This is a genomic window from Pseudoroseicyclus sp. H15 (assembly GCF_054353345.1).
The window spans coordinates 63,247-78,026 of sequence record NZ_JBTHJE010000003.1; the positions used below are offsets into that span (position 1 = coordinate 63,247).

Consider the following 14,780-nt stretch of genomic DNA (forward strand, 5'->3'; position numbering starts at 1 on the left):
GCTCCGACTCGCGGGACAGGCAGGTTGCCGGCAGCCGCAAAGGGCGCGCTCCACGTCGAGCTCGAAGTGAGCGGTCGGTGTGGGGCGCGCTTCCTTGTTCTCGCTTTCTTCAAAATACTCCGGGGGGCTGCCGAAGGCAGCGGGGGCAGGGCCCCCTCTTAGGCCAGCCGGCCCGCGGCGTCCTTCGCGATGGGCGAGAGGCCCTCGCCGCCTTCCGCGAGCAGGCTCTTGAGATCGCGGCGCATCTGGGGGGACCAGGTGTCGCGCAGGTGGCCCGCCGTGCGCTCTGCCGGGTCGCCCTGCGGCTGGGTGGCGAAGAAGGTGGCGATCTGGTTGGTCATGCGGACGAGCTTCTCAGCTTGCATGGGCGCCCTCGTGAAGACGGTGGGAATGGCTATAGGCGGTGAGCGTGCCGCCGGCGCGGCTGATCAGCGTGAGCCCCGCCTCTTCGGCGAGTCGCACCGCATGGGCGGTGGGAGCGGAGACAGAAACGAGGATCGGCGCGCCCGCCATCACCGCCTTCTGCACCATCTCGACCGAGAGCCGCGAGGTGACGATGAGAGCGCCCTCGGCGGCGGTGAGACCGGAGCGCAGGAGCGCGCCGATGAGCTTGTCGAGCGCGTTGTGGCGGCCGACATCCTCGCGCGCCAGCAAAACGCCCTTGTTCGGCAGCCAGAAGCCGGCGGCGTGCACAGCGCGGGTCTCGTCATGCAGGGGTTGCAGCTGGCGAAGCGCGTCGAGCGCACCCGCCGCTTGGACGGGGCTCATGGTGATGCCGCCCTCCGGCAGCCGGGGCAGAGGGCGCACCGCCTGCTCCAGCGAGTCGATGCCGCAGAGGCCGCAGCCCACCGGGCCAGCCATGGCGCGGCGGCGGGCGGCGAGGGCGGCGGCGCGCTCTTTCGGCAGCCAGAGGCGGGCTTCGAGGCCGTTCGGCTGGGCGATGACCTCGACCTCGCCGATCTCTTCCCGCGCCGCCAGCCCCTCCGTCAGCGCGAAGCCGGTGGCGAAGTCCTCGATGTCGGCCGGGGTCGCCATCATCACCGCCTGCGTCGTGCCGTTGAAGACGAGCGCGACGGGCACCTCCTCGGCGAGGGGGCGCCCGGCGACGACGCGGCTGACCGGCGGCAGCGCCATGGCTATTCGGCCGCCGGCAGGATGCGGCGGGCCAGCTCGGCCTCGGCCTCGTAGCTCTCCTGCCAATCCGTCGGCCCGTTCGAGGCGCCGACCTGCACCGCCGTGACCTTGTATTCCGGGCAATTCGTCGCCCAGTCGGAATAGTCGGTCGTCACCACGTTGGCCTGCGTCGAGGGGTGGTGGAACGTGGTGTAGACCACGCCCGGCGCCACCCGGTCCGTCACCTCGGCGCGCAGCGAGACCTCGCCGGAACGGGAGGCGAGGCGCACCCAGTCGCCGCTCTTCAGGCCGCGGTTCTCGGCGTCGAAGGGGTGGATCTCCAGCCGGTCCTCCTCGTGCCAGCGCACGTTCTCCGTCCGCCGGGTCTGGGCGCCGACGTTGTACTGGCTGAGAATGCGGCCCGTGGTGAGCAGCAGCGGGAAGCGGGGCCCGGTCTTCTCATCCGTCGCCACGTATTCGGTGTGGATGAACTGGCCCTTGCCCCGCACGAAGCCATCCACGTGCATCACGGGCGAGCCCTCGGGCGCCGCGTCGTTGCAGGGCCATTGGACGGAGCCGCGCTCTTCCAGCATCTCGTAATTGACGCCGGCGAAGCCCGGGGTGGTGAAGGCGATCTCGTCCATCACCTGGGAGGGATGGGTGTAGTGCCAGTTGCCGCCCATGGCGTTGGCCAGAAGCTGGGTGATCTCCCAGTCGGCATAGCCGTTCTTGGGCTTCATCACCTCGCGCACGCGGTTGATGCGGCGCTCGGCGTTGGTGAACGTGCCGTCCTTCTCGAGGAAGGTCGAGCCGGGCAGGAAGACATGGGCGTAATTGGCCGTCTCGTTCAGGAAGAGATCCTGCACGATGACACAGTCCATCGCCTTCAGGCCGCGCGCGACATGCTTGGTGTCGGGGTCGGATTGCAGGATGTCCTCGCCCTGGATGTAGATGCCCTTGAAGCGGCCGTTGACCGCCTCGTCGAGCATGTTGGGGATGCGCAGGCCGGGCTCGGACTCCAGCTCCACCCCCCAGGCCTGCTCGAAGATACCGCGGGCGGTATCGTCGCTGACATGGCGGTAGCCGGGGAACTCGTTGGGAAAGCTCCCCATGTCGCAGGAGCCCTGCACGTTGTTCTGGCCGCGCAGCGGGTTCACCCCCACGCCGGGCCGGCCGATATTGCCGGTGAGCATCGCGAGATTGGCGATGGCCATGACGGTGGTCGAGCCCTGGCTATGCTCCGTCACGCCGAGCCCGTAGTAGATCGAGCCGTTGGGGGCGGAGGCATACATCCGGGCCGCCTCGCGGATCGTCGCGGCGGGGACGCTGGTGTTGGCTTCCACGGCCTCGGGGGAGTGCCGCTCTTCGCTGACGAACTCGGCATAGGCGAGGAACTCGTCCCAGTCGCAGCGCTCGCGAATGAAGGCCTCGTCCATCAGGCCCTCGGTCACGATCACATGCGCCAGCGCGGTGAGCACGGCGACATTGGTGCCGGGGCGGAGGGCGAGGTGATGCGCGGCCTTGATATGGGGCGATCGCACGAGGTCGATGCGGCGCGGGTCGATCACGATAAGCCCGGCGCCCTGCCGGAGCCGCTTCTTGAGGCGGCTGGCGAAGACGGGGTGGCCGTCGGTCGGGTTGGCACCGATGACGATGGCGCAATCGGTGTGCTCGACGCTGTCGAAGTTCTGCGTGCCGGCCGAGGTGCCGAAGGCGGTCTTCAGGCCGTAACCCGTGGGCGAGTGGCAAACGCGGGCGCAGGTGTCGGTGTTGTTGTTGTGGAAGACGGCGCGCGCCAGCTTCTGCACGAGGTAGGTCTCCTCGTTGGTGCAGCGCGAGGAGGTGATGACGCCGATGGCCTCTTTCCCGTGGCTCTCCTGCAGGCCGCGCAGCTTGGTGGCGGAGAAGGCGATGGCCTCCTCCCAGCTCACCACGCGCCAGGGCTCGTCGATGCTGTCGCGGATCATCGGCTCGGTGATGCGCTCGGCGTGATTGGCATAGCCATAGGCGAAGCGGCCCTTCACGCAGCTATGGCCCCGGTTGGCCTTGCCGTGCTTGTAGGGCTCCATCCGCACGACCTGATCGCCGCGCATATGCGCCTCGAACGAGCAGCCGACGCCGCAATAGGCGCAGGTGGTGATGACCTTGCGGTCGGGCGTGCCGAGCTCGGCGATGCTCTTCTCCTGCAGCGTCGCCGTCGGGCAGGCCTGCACGCAGGCCCCGCAGGAGACGCAGTCAGACGAGAAGACATCCGCCCCGGCATCGCCGAAGGAGACGCGGCTGTCGAAGCCCCGGCCCTCAATGGTCAGCGCGAAGGTGCCCTGCACCTCTTCGCAGGCCCGCACGCAGCGCGAGCAGACGATGCACTTGGCCGGGTCGTAGGTGAAATAGGGGTTCGATTCATCCTTGGGGATGTACTTGGGGTTCGCGTCGGCCTCGGGCGCGCGCCAATGCGCCTCGGCCTGGCTGCGGGCGCCGATGCCCGCGGGGTCGTAGTGGTTCTCACCGGGTTTGTAGCGCACGTCGCGCAGGCCGACGGCGCCGGCGGTGTCCTGCAGCTCGCAATCGCCATTGGCGGCGCAGGTCAGGCAATCGAGCGGGTGGTCGGAGATGTAGAGCTCCATGACCCCCTTGCGCAGCTGGCGGATCTGCGGCGTCTCGGTCTGCACCACCATGCCCTCGGCCACCGGCGTCGTGCAGGAGGCGGGGGTGCCGCGCCGGCCCTCGATCTCGACGAGGCACATCCGGCAGGAGCCGAAGGCCTCGAGATTGTCGCTGGCGCAGAGCTTCGGCACCGAGATGCCCGCCTCGGCGGCGGCGCGCATGACAGAGGTGCCCTCGGGCACGGTGACCTCGAAGCCGTCGATCGTCAGTGTGACCGGCGCGCCCTGCTTGGCGGGCGTGCCCATGTCGCGGGTGGAGAAGGGGCCGTCATCGGGGATGATGAAGTCTTTCATTCTGCCACCTCTGCAATGAGTTGAGCTGCTTCCCAAGCCTTGTAGGTTTGAGAAGTGCCTTTAGCTTTCCACTCCGTCGTGCCATTTGCCGCGCGGCCCAGAATGACGGCTGCTGCAGCACTCGGGCTGGAGAATGCGTAGTTGTCCAGGAACAAGCGTTTGTCGCCTGTTTGGGGGCCTAGAACCCCTTGGTCGACGAGTTCGGCGTAGAGCGTCTGATATCCTGACGGAATCCCGACCCACTCATGGCGCGCTTGCGAGCCAGCAAGAACCACAAATTCACCGTCGCTCAACAGTGCTCTTGCATTGATGCCGGTCGACTTTTGACCCATCTCGAACTCGGGGTCGCCCGGAAGGCGTTCGTCAGCAATTTCCTTGGACCGCCGCTTGCGACTCAAGAAGCCGTCAATTCTTAGCGCTGGCAGCACCATGAGAATGTTCTCTAGGAACGCCTCCATGTTAGCCACTGCAGCTTCCGGCAAGCTGGCACGCGACGGAGCGTTCCGGTTGTCGACGTCATAGCGGCCCACGTCCGAAGCAATCTCGACGAGTCGAGATTCAAGATATGCTGCATGAGCCTTGTGGAGCGTATTGGCCGCCGAGACGATGATCACGGCTGACGTCCACCAATCTTTGGCGACATCATGTTGGCCGATGCGCCGTGCGATATTGTCAGACTCGCCGATATAGATTTTCGTTCGGCCTTCATCTTCGCCAATGAGAAGGTAAACGCCCGAATAGCTCGCCTCCCGGCGTGTCAGAGCTTCGCGGATTCGCGTTCTTGGGGCCATGAGAATATGGCCCGTCCAGTTGAACACTTCTGCGGTGAGCATCCCATTCGGGTCACCGTCAATGAAGTAGAGTTCCATGGATCGACCGAGGGTACGCACGGCTCAGCCTTTTTCCCGCCCGGCGCGCCAGGCGGCGACGAGGGCGTTGGCGTGGCCGTGGCCCATGCCGAACTCGGACTTCAGCCAGGTCACATGGTCCATGTGTGTCTTCTCGCCGGCACCGTCGAGCGTGCCCATCCAGTGATCGATGGGCTTGCCGTATTTCGCCTCGATGGAGGGGAAGTAGGAGGCGGGGCCTTTGACCTTGTCGCTCATTCCGCCGCCTCCCGCGCGAGCTGAAATTCTTCGGGGAAGTGCCGCACGGCGCTCATCACCGGGTAGGGCGTGAAGCCCCCCAGCGCACAGAGCGAGCCGAGCTTCATGGTGTTGCAGAGATCTTCCAGCAGCGGCAGCGCGGCGGCGTCGCCGTTCGCGATGCGATCGATGGTCTCCACCCCGCGCACGGCGCCGACCCGGCAGGGGGTGCACTTGCCGCAGCTTTCCACCGCGCAGAACTCCATTGCGAAGCGGGCCTGCGCCACCATGTCGGCGCTGTCGTCGAAGACCACGATGCCGGCATGGCCGATCAGCCCGCCCGCCGCGTCGAAATCTTCATAGGTGAAGGGCGTGTCAAAGAGGGCGGGGGGGAAGTAGGCGCCCAAGGGGCCGCCCACCTGCACCGCCTTCACCGGCGCGCCGGAGCGGGTGCCGCCGCCGATCTCTTCCACCAGCTCGCCGAGGCTCATGCCGAAGGGCGCCTCGAAGAGCCCCCCCCTCGCCACGTTGCCGGCGATCTGGATCGGCATCGTGCCCTTCGATTTGCCGGCGCCGTAGCCCGCATAGGCCGCGCCGCCCCCCGTCAGCACCGCCGGCACCGAGGCCAGCGTGAGCACGTTGTTCACCAGCGTCGGCGCGCCGAAGGCGCCCTCGAGCGCCGGCAGCGGTGGCTTGGCCCGCACGACGCCGCGCTTGCCTTCGAGGGAATTGAGTAGCGAGGTCTCCTCGCCGCACACGTAAGCCCCGGCGCCGACGCGCAGCTCGATGTCGAAGCCGGTCCCCAGCACCTGCGCGCCCCGCGCGATGCGCAGCGCTTCGCCCAGCACGCGGATCGCATCGGGATACTCGCTGCGGATGTAGATGTAGCCCTTATGCGCGTTGCAGGCGAGCCCGGCGATGGCCATGCCCTCGATCAGCGTGAAGGGGTCGCCCTCCATCAGCATCCGGTCGGCGAAGGTGCCGCTGTCGCCCTCGTCGGCATTGCAGACGATGTACTTGCGGTCGGCCTGCGCCTTCGCCACCGTCGTCCACTTGATGCCGGCGGGAAAGCCCGCGCCGCCGCGCCCGCGCAGGCCTGAGGTCATCACCTCCTCCAGCACCGCCTCGGCGCCGATGGCGCGCGCGCGCTCCAGCGCCGCGAGGCCGCCGTGCGCGCGGTAGTCCTCAAGCGAGAGCGGGTCGATCACGCCGCAGCGCGCGAAGGTCAGCCGGGTCTGCGCGGCGAAGAAGGGGATCTCCTCCGTCGGGCCCTGGCCCTTCTCGCAGGTCCCGGCGAGCAGCGCCTCGGCATCGCCGGGCTCCAAGGGCCCGAAGGCATGGCGCACGCCCGCCACCTCCACCTCGGCCATCGGCTCCAGCCAGACCATGCCGCGGCTGCCGGTGCGGACAAGCTCCAGCTCCACGCCGCGCTCCGAAGCTGCGGAGGCCAGCGCCTCCGCGACCTCATCGGCGCCGAGCGCCCGGGCGGCGGCATCCTGCGAGAGCCAGATCTTCATGCGCCCAGCCCTTCGATCAGCGCCAGAAACCGCTCGCGCGTGAGGTTGCCATGCACCTTGTCATCCACCATCGCCGCCGGCCCGCAGGCGCAAAGGCCAAGGCAGTAAACCGGCTCCAGCGTCACGCCGCCCGAGGCGGAGGTCTCGTGCCAGCCGATACCGAGCCGTTCCTGCGCCAGCTCCTGCAGCCCCGCGCCGCCCTGGGCCTGGCAGGCCTCGGCCCGGCAGATGCGCAGCGTATGCGTGCCGGCGGGGGCCTTGCGGAAATCGTGGTAGAAGGAGACGACGCCATGCACTTCGGCTCGGCTGATGTTCAGCCCCTGCGCGATCACGGGCACCGCCGCCTTGGGCACATAGCCCCATTCGGCCTGCACGCTGTGAAGAATAGGCAAAAGCGGCCCTTCGAGCGCCTGATGCTCGGCAAGGATCTCGGCGAGCCGCGACTGCAGGTCTGCCGGCGAGGTCGTGTCAGTCATGGGGCGCCCCGTCGAATATACAGGACGACCCTCCGCCCGATTGGGCGCCAAATCAATATCGCAGATCAGTCAAACGATAGGCGCTCCCTATCGAGCCTCGCTTTTCTGGAAATATCCCGGGGGGCCGCAGGCGGGGGCAGCGCCCCCTCCATCCTCTCAATCAACGAACCCCTTCGCCATATCGAGAAACGCCCGCACCAGCGGCGGCTGCGGCTCGCGCGGTGCATAGACCAGCCCGACCTGGTGATGCGCATCCGGCTCTACCAGCGGCGTGGCCTTCAGCGGCCCGGTGGCCAGAAAGGCCTCGGCCGCGCGCAGGGGCAGGATCGTCGCCCAGCCGCCGGAGAGGACATGCGCGATCAGCGTGATCGTGGAGTTCGTCTCTACCTGCGGGCTGGCGGCGATGCCCGCCTCGCCGAGATGGCCGTCGATGATGCGGCGGTTCTGCATATCCGGCGTCAGCAGGCAGAGGTTCATCTCCGCCAGCTCGGCCCAGGGCAGGGTTTCGGTGCCGGGAGCGTCGTCCTGCCGTGTGACCAGCACGTAGCGTTCTTCATAGAGCGGCAGGGTGCGGGCGCGGCCGAGGGGCTCGTTGCCCAGATAGGTGAGGCCGACATCGATGGTCAGGTCCTCCAGCCCGGCGAGGATGTCGCTGGAGGAGGCAGAGGTGATCGTGAGCTTCAGGCCGGGATGCTTCGCCGCAATGGCGGCGGAGAGCCGCGCGGCGGCGGTGAGCGCGGTGGGGATGACGGCGAGGTGGAGCCGCCCCGTCAGCCCTTCACGGGCGGCCCGCAGCTCCGCCTTCATGGCGCGTACGTCGCCGGTCAGCTGCCGCGCCCAGCTCAGCACCTGCTCCCCCTCGGGCGTCAGCCCCTGGAAGCGCGAGCCGCGGTTGACGAGCACGACGCCAAGCTGGTTCTCCAGCTGCCGGATTGCGGCCGAGAGAGACGGCTGCGTGATCCCGGCCTCCTCCGCCGCCCGCCCGAAATGCCGGGTGCGCGCGAGGATGAGGAAGAGTTCTAGACGGTCGAGCATGGCGCGAGGGTAGGGGGAGAGGGCAGGGAGGGGAAGGTGAGCCGACGCTCGCCCGGCGCCTGCGGCTTGATTCCGGGCGAAGTACGGAGCGGCCTCGGCGAAGCGCGCATCTTTGGGAGTGCCTCTCCCGTAAGGCCGGCTTCAGCCCGCCACCCCGTTCACTCCCCCTCGAACGCTGTCAGCGCATGCACCTTCATGCCCAGCCCTTCCAGCTTCGCCCGTCCGCCCAGGTCCGGCAGGTCGATGAGGAAGCCGCAGCCCATCACCTCGCCGCCCATCTTCTCGATCAGACGAATGCCGGCCTCCGCCGTGCCGCCGGTCGCCAGCAGGTCGTCCACCAGCAGCACACGCTGGCCCGGCTGCACTGCATCGTCATGCACCTCCATCACCGCCTCGCCGTATTCCAGCTGGTAGGCCTGTGACAGCACCGCACCCGGCAGCTTGCCTGCCTTGCGGATCGGCACGAAGCCCAGCCCGAGCTGGTAGGCGATGGCGCCGCCAAGGATGAAGCCACGTGCCTCCAGCCCCGCCACGACGTCTATCTTCTCGCCGCGATAGGGCTCCAGAAGCTGGTCGATCGCCTCGCGCATCCCGTCGGGATGGAGAAACAGGGTCGTCACGTCCCGAAACAGGATGCCCTCATGCGGGAAGTCGGGAATTGTACGGATGTACTGGCGAATATCGGTCATTAAGGCCGCCTGAGGTTGCAAAATTGAAAGTCCCTTCACCCGCCGTTCAGCCCAGAACTCGGCCCGCCACCGCCGACAGGCGCTCCAGAAGCTCGGGGTCGCGGGCTTCGGGCTTGGTCATTACGGCATGGTCCAGCGCCCGGTCGCAGCCGCAGGGGCAGGGCGTCGCGTGATCCAGGTGGCCCGGCATTGCGGCCACCGTGCTGCGGGCATGGTCGGCATTGGCGGCGAGCGTTGAGATGATGTCGCGGATGTCGACCGAGCCGTGCTCGGGGTGCCAGCTGTCGTAATCCGTGACCATGGCGAGGGTGGCGAAGCAGATCTCGGCCTCGCGGGCCAGCTTCGCCTCGGGCATGTTGGTCATGCCGATGATGTCGGCGCCCCAGCTCTCTCGGTACATCCGGCTTTCGGCGCGGGAGGAGAATTGCGGCCCCTCCATCGCCAGGTAGGTGCCGCCCTCATGCACCGTCGCGCCGGCCTGCCGGGCTGCGGCGACGGCGGCGCCGCGCAGGCGGTCGCACACCGGATGGGCCATCGAGACATGGGCCACGCAGCCCGAACCGAAGAAGCTCGACGGGCGCGCGACCGTCCGGTCGATGAACTGGTCGATGGCCACGAAATGCCCCGGCGCCATCTCGTCGCGAAAGCTTCCGCAGGCGGAGATCGACAGGATATCTGTCACGCCCAGCCGCTTCATCGCGTCGATATTGGCGCGGTAGGGCACGTCGCTGGGGCTGTGCACATGGCCGCGCCCGTGGCGGGGCAGGAAGGCCAGCTCCAGCCCATCGAGGCTGCCGGTGAAGAAGGCATCGGAAGGCTGGCCCCAGGGCGTTTCCACCTTCTGCCAGGCGGCATTCTCCAGCCCGTCGATCTCGTAGAGCCCTGAGCCGCCGAGGATTCCCAATTTGCGTGCCATCTCGCCCCCGATGCTACCCCGAAGGAGACCCTAGGCCCTGGCCCGAAAGTGTAAAGACACGCGCCGCGACGGCAGTCGGCCGCCACAGCGGGTGGCGCGCATTCGGGCAGGAGGGCAAGAACAAATAGAGAACAAATCGTTTGCGCCGCGCCCCGCCGCGGCTAGGATCGCCCGGCCAGCCCAAGGAGAATCGCCATGGCTTTGACTCACGTCACAGGCAGCTGCCAATGCGGCGCCGTCCGCTTCGAGGCGGATGTCGATATGGACCACGCCGTCACCTGCAACTGCTCGCGCTGCCAGCGGCTCGGCGCGGTCTTCGCCTTCGTACCAAAGGGGAATTTCACCCAGCTCTCGGGCGAGGGGGAGATGACGGAATATCTGTTCAACACCCAAAAGATCTCGCACCGCTTCTGCAAGACCTGCGGAATTGAGACTTTCGGCTTCGGCGATGCGCCCGACGGCTCGGCCATCGTGGCGATCAACCTCAACGCCGTTGAGGGCATCGACCCTCGCGCTGTAGAGGCCACGCATTATGATGGCGCGGCAGCCTGAGAGGAGGCGGGCTAGTCCAGGTCCGTCCAGGGCCAGGGGCGGGTCTCGCTGGCGGCGGTCTGAAAGCGCACGGCCTTGGCGATCCAGATGCCCAGCGACGTGCCGAATTCCGCCAGCCGCTCGTTGGGCTGGCCACGGCTGAAGAGCATCAGGATGAACTGGAAGACCGTCGCGACGGCCAGCACTGTCTGGGCGAGCTGCAGCATGATGGCGATGAGGATCATCCAGACCAGCCGAAGCCACAGGCTCTCTTTATGCTCGTCTGAATCCCGGGTGGGTTCGGTGTATTCGGGGCTGTCGGGGTCGTACATGGCAGGCTCCTCGCGGCTCTGAATCATCATAACCGAGACGGGGGGCGGCACCACAGGGAGAAAGACGGTGCAAGCGTCCCCTCTCCGCGATCCGCACGCAAAAAGGGGCGCCCGATCGGCGCCCCTCATCCCGGCTCCTGGCCGGTCTTACGCGTCTTCCAGCATGCCTTTGCCCTTGGCGAGCTCTTGCATGCGCGATTGGATCTTCTCGAAGGCCCGCACCTCGATCTGGCGGATGCGCTCGCGGCTGACGCCGTAGCGGCCCGAGAGATCTTCGAGCGTGACCTGCTCGTCGGACAGGCGGCGCTGCATGAGGATGTCGCGCTCGCGGTCGTTCAGCACGTCCATCGCCTGGCCGAGCATCTCGCGCCGGGCTTCCAGCTCGTCGCGTTCCTCGTAATCGCCGGCCTGGTCGGCGCTGTCGTCTTCCAGCCAGTCCTGCCATTGCGTGGCGCTGTCGCCTTCGCTGCCGACCATGGCGTTGAGCGAGGCATCGCCGCCTGACAGGCGCCGGTTCATCGAGATGACTTCCGTCTCGGTCACGCCGAGATCATGGGCGATCTGCGAGACATTCTCGGGCCGCAGGTCGCCCTCTTCGAGCGCGCCGATGCGGGCCTTGGCCTTGCGCAGGTTGAAGAAGAGCTTCTTCTGCGCCGAGGTGGTGCCGAGCTTCACAAGGCTCCACGACCTCAGGATGTACTCCTGGATCGAGGCGCGGATCCACCACATCGCATAGGTGGCCAGGCGGAAACCCTTCTCGGGGTCGAAGCGCTTCACGGCCTGCATGAGGCCCACGTTCGCCTCGGAGATCACCTCTGCCTGCGGCAGGCCGTAGCCCCGGTAGCCCATGGCGATCTTCGCGGCGAGGCGAAGGTGCGAGGTGACCATCTTGTGGGCGGCCTGAGTATCCTCATGATCCACCCAGCGCTTGGCCAGCATGTACTCTTCTTCGGGCTCCAGAAGCGGAAACTTCCGGATCTCCTGAAGGTAGCGGTTGAGGCCCTGTTCGGGGGAGGGGGCCGGCAGGTTGGCGTAGGTGCTCACGAGATGTCCCTCATGTTTATCGTATTAACATTCGATTTGGGGGCTGGCCCGGCCTGTTCAAGAGGGGCCTGCACCTGTTCGGTGAAGATTTCGTATTGGGCCCGCAATTTTGCGCGGCCTTTGGCTATTCCGTTGGTCATGCGCTGGCCCCCGTGGCGGCTTCCGGCGCCTGATCGGCCAGCAATTTCGCCTTCAACGCGCAGCAGGCATCCTGTCCGCCGCGCTCGAGCTGGAGCACTTTGTCGCACTGCTCGGGGTTGGCCTCGCGGTGGCGCGCGCCCCAGGCGCCCAGCGCCGCGATCACTGGCACAAGGTCGGCGCCCATCTCGGTGAGGCGAAAGTAGCCCTTCTGGCGGTGGGTGGCGCAACATTCGCGCCGCAGGATACCGGCCTGGGTGAGCCGTTGCAGGCGTTCGGCCAGAACAGATGGAGAAATGCCCTCTTCAGAGCCTTCCAGCAGCGAGCGGAAGTGCTGGCGGCCGCCGAACATGATGTCGCGCAGCACAAGCAGCGTCCACCGGTCGCCCACCACTTCGATGGCGAGGTTGATGGGGCAGTCAGAACGGTGCGTCAGTGGCATGAAACGGGCCTTGTATTCGTCATGAACCCGATATGGGAATGCTACCGGTTCTCTTTCAAGACCGGTAGTGAAAAAAGATTGGTTTGCCGGAGGCGCGGAAACCATATGGTTTCCGACCGCGATTTCCATATGGAGATCGCCGTGCGATCAGATGGTTAGGGTGGGGTTCAGCCCCGCAGTGCCGCCAGCAGACCGGCCAGATCTTCCGGCGGTTCGGCGGAAAACGTCAGCCGTTCGCCAGTTATCGGGTGGTCGAAGCCCAGGGTCGCCGCATGTAGCGCCTGCCGCGGGAAGGCATCCACCGCCGCCGCCAGTTCCGCGCCCAGCGCCTTGGAGGGGGCACGGCGGCGGCCGCCATAGGTGGCATCGCCCACCAGCGCATGGCCGACATGGGCCATATGCACGCGGATCTGATGCGTCCGCCCCGTCTCCAGCCGGCATTCGCAGAGGGCCAGCGCGGCGGGCGCGCCGAACCGCTCCAGCACCTTCGCCCGCGTCACCGCGTGGCGCCCCTGCTCGAACGAGACGGCCTGGCGCTGCCGGTCGGTCTTGTGGCGGCCGAGCAGCGACTGGATCTTCAGCACGCCCCCCGGCTCGAAGCTGGTGCCGCGCACGCCCTGCAGCCGCGGATCGCCCTGGTCGGGCACACCGTGGCAGAGCGCCAGATAGGCGCGCTCGACGCTGTGGGCGGCAAACTGTGCCGACAGGCCATGATGCGCCCGGTCGGACTTGGCAACGACGAGCAGCCCCGATGTGTCCTTGTCGATCCTGTGCACGATGCCGGGGCGCTTTTCGCCGCCGATGCCGGCCAGGCTGTCGCCGCAATGGGCCAGCAGCGCATTCACCAGAGTGCCGCCGGGGCTGCCGGGGGCGGGATGCACGACCATGCCGGCGGGCTTGTTCAGTACGATCAGCTCGTCATCCTCGAAGACGATATCGAGCGGGATCTCCTCCGCCGCCGTCTCCACCTCTGCCGGCGCGTCGATCTCGATTTCCACCAACGCGCCCTCGGCCACGGCGCTCTTCGGCGAGCCGGCCGGCGCGCCGTCGATCGTCACCGCGCCGTCGGCCAGCAGTTTGGCGAGGCGAGAGCGCGAGAGGGCGGCCTCGTCTGGCACATCGCGGGCCAGGGCCCTATCAAGCCGGGCGGGGGGCTTTGGCCCGATCTGAAAGGTGACGCGCATGCAGGACGATTCCGAAGAGCTGGGCCAGCTGCCACCGCAGCTTCTCTGGCTGAAATGGCTCGTCATCTCGCTGGCGGGCGTGATGATCGTGGGGTTCGTCCTGCTCATAGCCGTGCTGGTCACCCGCCTCAATGCCCCGGGCCCCGGCCTGCCGCTGCCTGAGAGCATCGCCCTGCCGGACGGCGAGGCGGCCGAGGCGGTGACCGCCGGCCCAGATTACTACATCGTCGTCACGCGCAGCGGCCTTGTCATCGCCTACGATCTGTCGGGGGAGGAGCTGCAGCGCCTCACCTTGCCCGAGCGCTAGATCCCCGACCCGATGTCGCAGCCCCCGCATTTCGCATTGCGGAGCCAGCGCCTTTTCGCGAAGTTGGCGCCGCGCGAGGAGGGCACAGCGCGACAGCCATGAACGGGGAGGATGTCCATGGATCTCAACGAATATAATCTGACGCAGAGGGTGAAGGACTCGTTCGACACCGAGAAGGGCAGCCGCCTGGAATATCTGCTCGATAACCTGATCGATCACCTGCACGATTACACGCGTGAAACGAAGCTGACCCACGACGAGTGGATGGCGACGCTCATGTTCCTGTACAATTGCGGCCAGATCTCCACGCCCGAGCGGCACGAGTTCATCCTGCTCAGCGACGTGCTTGGCTGGTCGGCGCTGGTCGACATGATCAACACCAAGGGCGGCTCGACCGAAGGGTCGAACCTGGGGCCCTTCTATCTCGACAATGCGCCGAAGATGGAACTGGGGCAGGACCTGTCCGACGGGCGCGAGGGCGTGACGGTGCTGATGCACGGCCAGATCCGCGATACGCTGAAGAACCCGCTGCCGGGCGCGATCCTCGACACCTGGCAGGCCGACAGCGCCGGCACCTATCCGATCCAGGAGGAGGGGCAGGACAAGTACGACCTGCGCGGCATCTTCAAGGCCGACGATCAGGGCCGCTATTACTACACCACGGTGCTGCCCAAGCCCTATACGGTGCCCTATGACGGCCCCGTGGGTGACCTGCTGCGCGCCGGCAAGCGCCATTCCTGGCGGGCGGCGCATCTGCACTTCATCCTGCGGGCGCAGGGCTACCGCGCCATCACGACGGAGATCTTCTTCGACGGCACCGAATATGTCGACAACGACGCCGTCTTCGGGGTGCGCAACTCGCTGATCGCCAAGGTCAAGCCGGTCAAATCCGACGCCGACCTGCCGTTCCAAACAGCCCGCCGCCCCGACGCGGTGGTGGAGTTCGACTTCACGCTGGCGCCCGAAGGCTGACCCAGCAGGCTGACAGGGGGCCAAGGCCCGCCTATGACTAAG

Annotated in this window: 17 protein-coding genes; 3 read left to right on the forward strand and 14 right to left on the reverse strand. The window is 67.1% G+C overall.

What is annotated here, in order from left to right; all coding sequences use genetic code 11:
* Positions 1-158 precede the first annotated feature (158 nt).
* From ACXN5S_RS07805 to ACXN5S_RS07850, 10 genes are all read right to left on the reverse strand, one after another.
* The gene (locus tag ACXN5S_RS07805; protein WP_458604858.1) at positions 159-365 is read right to left on the reverse strand and encodes a formate dehydrogenase subunit delta; all 207 of its coding nucleotides are present in this window, start codon (positions 363-365) and stop codon (positions 159-161) included.
* The gene (gene fdhD, locus ACXN5S_RS07810) at positions 355-1,134 is read right to left on the reverse strand and encodes a formate dehydrogenase accessory sulfurtransferase FdhD (protein WP_458604859.1); all 780 of its coding nucleotides are present in this window, start codon (positions 1,132-1,134) and stop codon (positions 355-357) included. The genes ACXN5S_RS07805 and fdhD overlap by 11 nt, the downstream gene beginning before the upstream one ends.
* Positions 1,135-1,136: 2 nt before the next feature.
* The gene (gene fdhF, locus ACXN5S_RS07815) at positions 1,137-4,070 is read right to left on the reverse strand and encodes a formate dehydrogenase subunit alpha (RefSeq protein ID WP_458604860.1); all 2,934 of its coding nucleotides are present in this window, start codon (positions 4,068-4,070) and stop codon (positions 1,137-1,139) included.
* Complete coding sequence (locus tag ACXN5S_RS07820) at positions 4,067-4,939, reverse strand: GIY-YIG nuclease family protein (protein ID WP_458604861.1); 873 nt, start codon at positions 4,937-4,939, stop codon at positions 4,067-4,069. The genes fdhF and ACXN5S_RS07820 overlap by 4 nt, the downstream gene beginning before the upstream one ends.
* Before the next feature lie 24 nt (positions 4,940-4,963).
* A complete protein-coding gene (locus ACXN5S_RS07825; RefSeq protein ID WP_458604862.1) occupies positions 4,964-5,176 on the reverse strand; it encodes a DUF4287 domain-containing protein in 213 nt (70 codons plus the stop codon).
* Positions 5,173-6,672, reverse strand: coding sequence for a formate dehydrogenase beta subunit (locus ACXN5S_RS07830; RefSeq protein WP_458604863.1), 1,500 nt, complete (start codon positions 6,670-6,672; stop codon positions 5,173-5,175). The genes ACXN5S_RS07825 and ACXN5S_RS07830 overlap by 4 nt, the downstream gene beginning before the upstream one ends.
* Positions 6,669-7,148, reverse strand: a complete 480-nt coding sequence (locus ACXN5S_RS07835) for a formate dehydrogenase subunit gamma (RefSeq protein ID WP_458604864.1) — start codon at positions 7,146-7,148, stop codon at positions 6,669-6,671. The genes ACXN5S_RS07830 and ACXN5S_RS07835 overlap by 4 nt, the downstream gene beginning before the upstream one ends.
* A gap of 156 nt (positions 7,149-7,304) precedes the next feature.
* Complete coding sequence (locus ACXN5S_RS07840) at positions 7,305-8,183, reverse strand: LysR family transcriptional regulator (protein ID WP_458604865.1); 879 nt, start codon at positions 8,181-8,183, stop codon at positions 7,305-7,307.
* Positions 8,184-8,341: 158 nt separating this feature from the next.
* Entirely contained in the window at positions 8,342-8,872 is a 531-nt protein-coding gene (locus ACXN5S_RS07845; protein WP_458604866.1) for an adenine phosphoribosyltransferase, read from the reverse strand.
* Between the two features lie 46 nt (positions 8,873-8,918).
* A complete protein-coding gene (locus tag ACXN5S_RS07850) occupies positions 8,919-9,788 on the reverse strand; it encodes an S-methyl-5'-thioadenosine phosphorylase (protein ID WP_458604867.1) in 870 nt (289 codons plus the stop codon).
* A gap of 195 nt (positions 9,789-9,983) precedes the next feature.
* Between ACXN5S_RS07850 and ACXN5S_RS07855 the strand changes: the two genes are divergently transcribed.
* Positions 9,984-10,340, forward strand: coding sequence for a GFA family protein (locus tag ACXN5S_RS07855; RefSeq protein WP_458604868.1), 357 nt, complete (start codon positions 9,984-9,986; stop codon positions 10,338-10,340).
* 11 nt (positions 10,341-10,351) lie between these two features.
* Here ACXN5S_RS07855 and ACXN5S_RS07860 read toward each other — a convergent pair whose 3' ends face one another.
* The 4 genes from ACXN5S_RS07860 to ACXN5S_RS07875 form a co-directional block, all read right to left on the reverse strand.
* On the reverse strand, positions 10,352-10,651 hold the full coding sequence (locus tag ACXN5S_RS07860) for a DUF4389 domain-containing protein (protein WP_458604869.1): 300 nt from the start codon (positions 10,649-10,651) through the stop codon (positions 10,352-10,354).
* Between the two features lie 147 nt (positions 10,652-10,798).
* The gene (gene rpoH, locus ACXN5S_RS07865; RefSeq protein ID WP_458604870.1) at positions 10,799-11,695 is read right to left on the reverse strand and encodes an RNA polymerase sigma factor RpoH; all 897 of its coding nucleotides are present in this window, start codon (positions 11,693-11,695) and stop codon (positions 10,799-10,801) included.
* A 136-nt stretch (positions 11,696-11,831) separates the two neighbouring features.
* Positions 11,832-12,404 carry a winged helix-turn-helix transcriptional regulator gene (locus tag ACXN5S_RS07870; protein WP_458604871.1) on the reverse strand — a complete coding sequence of 191 codons (573 nt, stop codon included), beginning with the start codon at positions 12,402-12,404 and terminating at the stop codon, positions 11,832-11,834.
* 38 nt (positions 12,405-12,442) lie between these two features.
* Positions 12,443-13,459 carry an RluA family pseudouridine synthase gene (locus ACXN5S_RS07875; protein WP_458604872.1) on the reverse strand — a complete coding sequence of 339 codons (1,017 nt, stop codon included), beginning with the start codon at positions 13,457-13,459 and terminating at the stop codon, positions 12,443-12,445.
* Here ACXN5S_RS07875 and ACXN5S_RS07880 point away from each other — a divergent pair.
* Together ACXN5S_RS07880 and ACXN5S_RS07885 are read left to right on the forward strand one after the other, a co-directional pair.
* Positions 13,458-13,766 (forward strand): DUF6476 family protein, encoded by a 309-nt coding sequence (locus ACXN5S_RS07880; protein ID WP_458604873.1) that lies wholly within the window; start codon positions 13,458-13,460, stop codon positions 13,764-13,766. The two genes, ACXN5S_RS07875 and ACXN5S_RS07880, sit on opposite strands and share 2 nt — an antisense overlap.
* A gap of 117 nt (positions 13,767-13,883) precedes the next feature.
* Positions 13,884-14,738 carry a dioxygenase family protein gene (locus ACXN5S_RS07885; protein WP_458604874.1) on the forward strand — a complete coding sequence of 285 codons (855 nt, stop codon included), beginning with the start codon at positions 13,884-13,886 and terminating at the stop codon, positions 14,736-14,738.
* The last annotated feature ends 42 nt before the right edge of the window (positions 14,739-14,780 follow it).

Excerpts from the sequence above, each read along its gene's own strand:
- ACXN5S_RS07805 (WP_458604858.1), bottom strand. The coding sequence starts at position 365 with ATGCAAGCTGAGAAGCTCGTCCGCATGACCAACCAGATCGCCACCTTC.
- fdhD (WP_458604859.1), bottom strand. The coding sequence starts at position 1,134 with ATGGCGCTGCCGCCGGTCAGCCGCGTCGTCGCCGGGCGCCCCCTCGCC.
- fdhF (WP_458604860.1), bottom strand. The coding sequence starts at position 4,070 with ATGAAAGACTTCATCATCCCCGATGACGGCCCCTTCTCCACCCGCGAC.
- ACXN5S_RS07820 (WP_458604861.1), bottom strand. The coding sequence starts at position 4,939 with ATGGAACTCTACTTCATTGACGGTGACCCGAATGGGATGCTCACCGCA.
- ACXN5S_RS07825 (WP_458604862.1), bottom strand. The coding sequence starts at position 5,176 with ATGAGCGACAAGGTCAAAGGCCCCGCCTCCTACTTCCCCTCCATCGAG.
- ACXN5S_RS07830 (WP_458604863.1), bottom strand. The coding sequence starts at position 6,672 with ATGAAGATCTGGCTCTCGCAGGATGCCGCCGCCCGGGCGCTCGGCGCC.
- ACXN5S_RS07835 (WP_458604864.1), bottom strand. The coding sequence starts at position 7,148 with ATGACTGACACGACCTCGCCGGCAGACCTGCAGTCGCGGCTCGCCGAG.
- ACXN5S_RS07840 (WP_458604865.1), bottom strand. The coding sequence starts at position 8,183 with ATGCTCGACCGTCTAGAACTCTTCCTCATCCTCGCGCGCACCCGGCAT.
- ACXN5S_RS07845 (WP_458604866.1), bottom strand. The coding sequence starts at position 8,872 with ATGACCGATATTCGCCAGTACATCCGTACAATTCCCGACTTCCCGCAT.
- ACXN5S_RS07850 (WP_458604867.1), bottom strand. The coding sequence starts at position 9,788 with ATGGCACGCAAATTGGGAATCCTCGGCGGCTCAGGGCTCTACGAGATC.
- ACXN5S_RS07855 (WP_458604868.1), top strand. The coding sequence starts at position 9,984 with ATGGCTTTGACTCACGTCACAGGCAGCTGCCAATGCGGCGCCGTCCGC.
- ACXN5S_RS07860 (WP_458604869.1), bottom strand. The coding sequence starts at position 10,651 with ATGTACGACCCCGACAGCCCCGAATACACCGAACCCACCCGGGATTCA.
- ACXN5S_RS07870 (WP_458604871.1), bottom strand. The coding sequence starts at position 12,404 with ATGGAAATCGCGGTCGGAAACCATATGGTTTCCGCGCCTCCGGCAAAC.
- ACXN5S_RS07880 (WP_458604873.1), top strand. The coding sequence starts at position 13,458 with ATGCAGGACGATTCCGAAGAGCTGGGCCAGCTGCCACCGCAGCTTCTC.
- ACXN5S_RS07875 (WP_458604872.1), bottom strand. The coding sequence starts at position 13,459 with ATGCGCGTCACCTTTCAGATCGGGCCAAAGCCCCCCGCCCGGCTTGAT.
- ACXN5S_RS07885 (WP_458604874.1), top strand. The coding sequence starts at position 13,884 with ATGGATCTCAACGAATATAATCTGACGCAGAGGGTGAAGGACTCGTTC.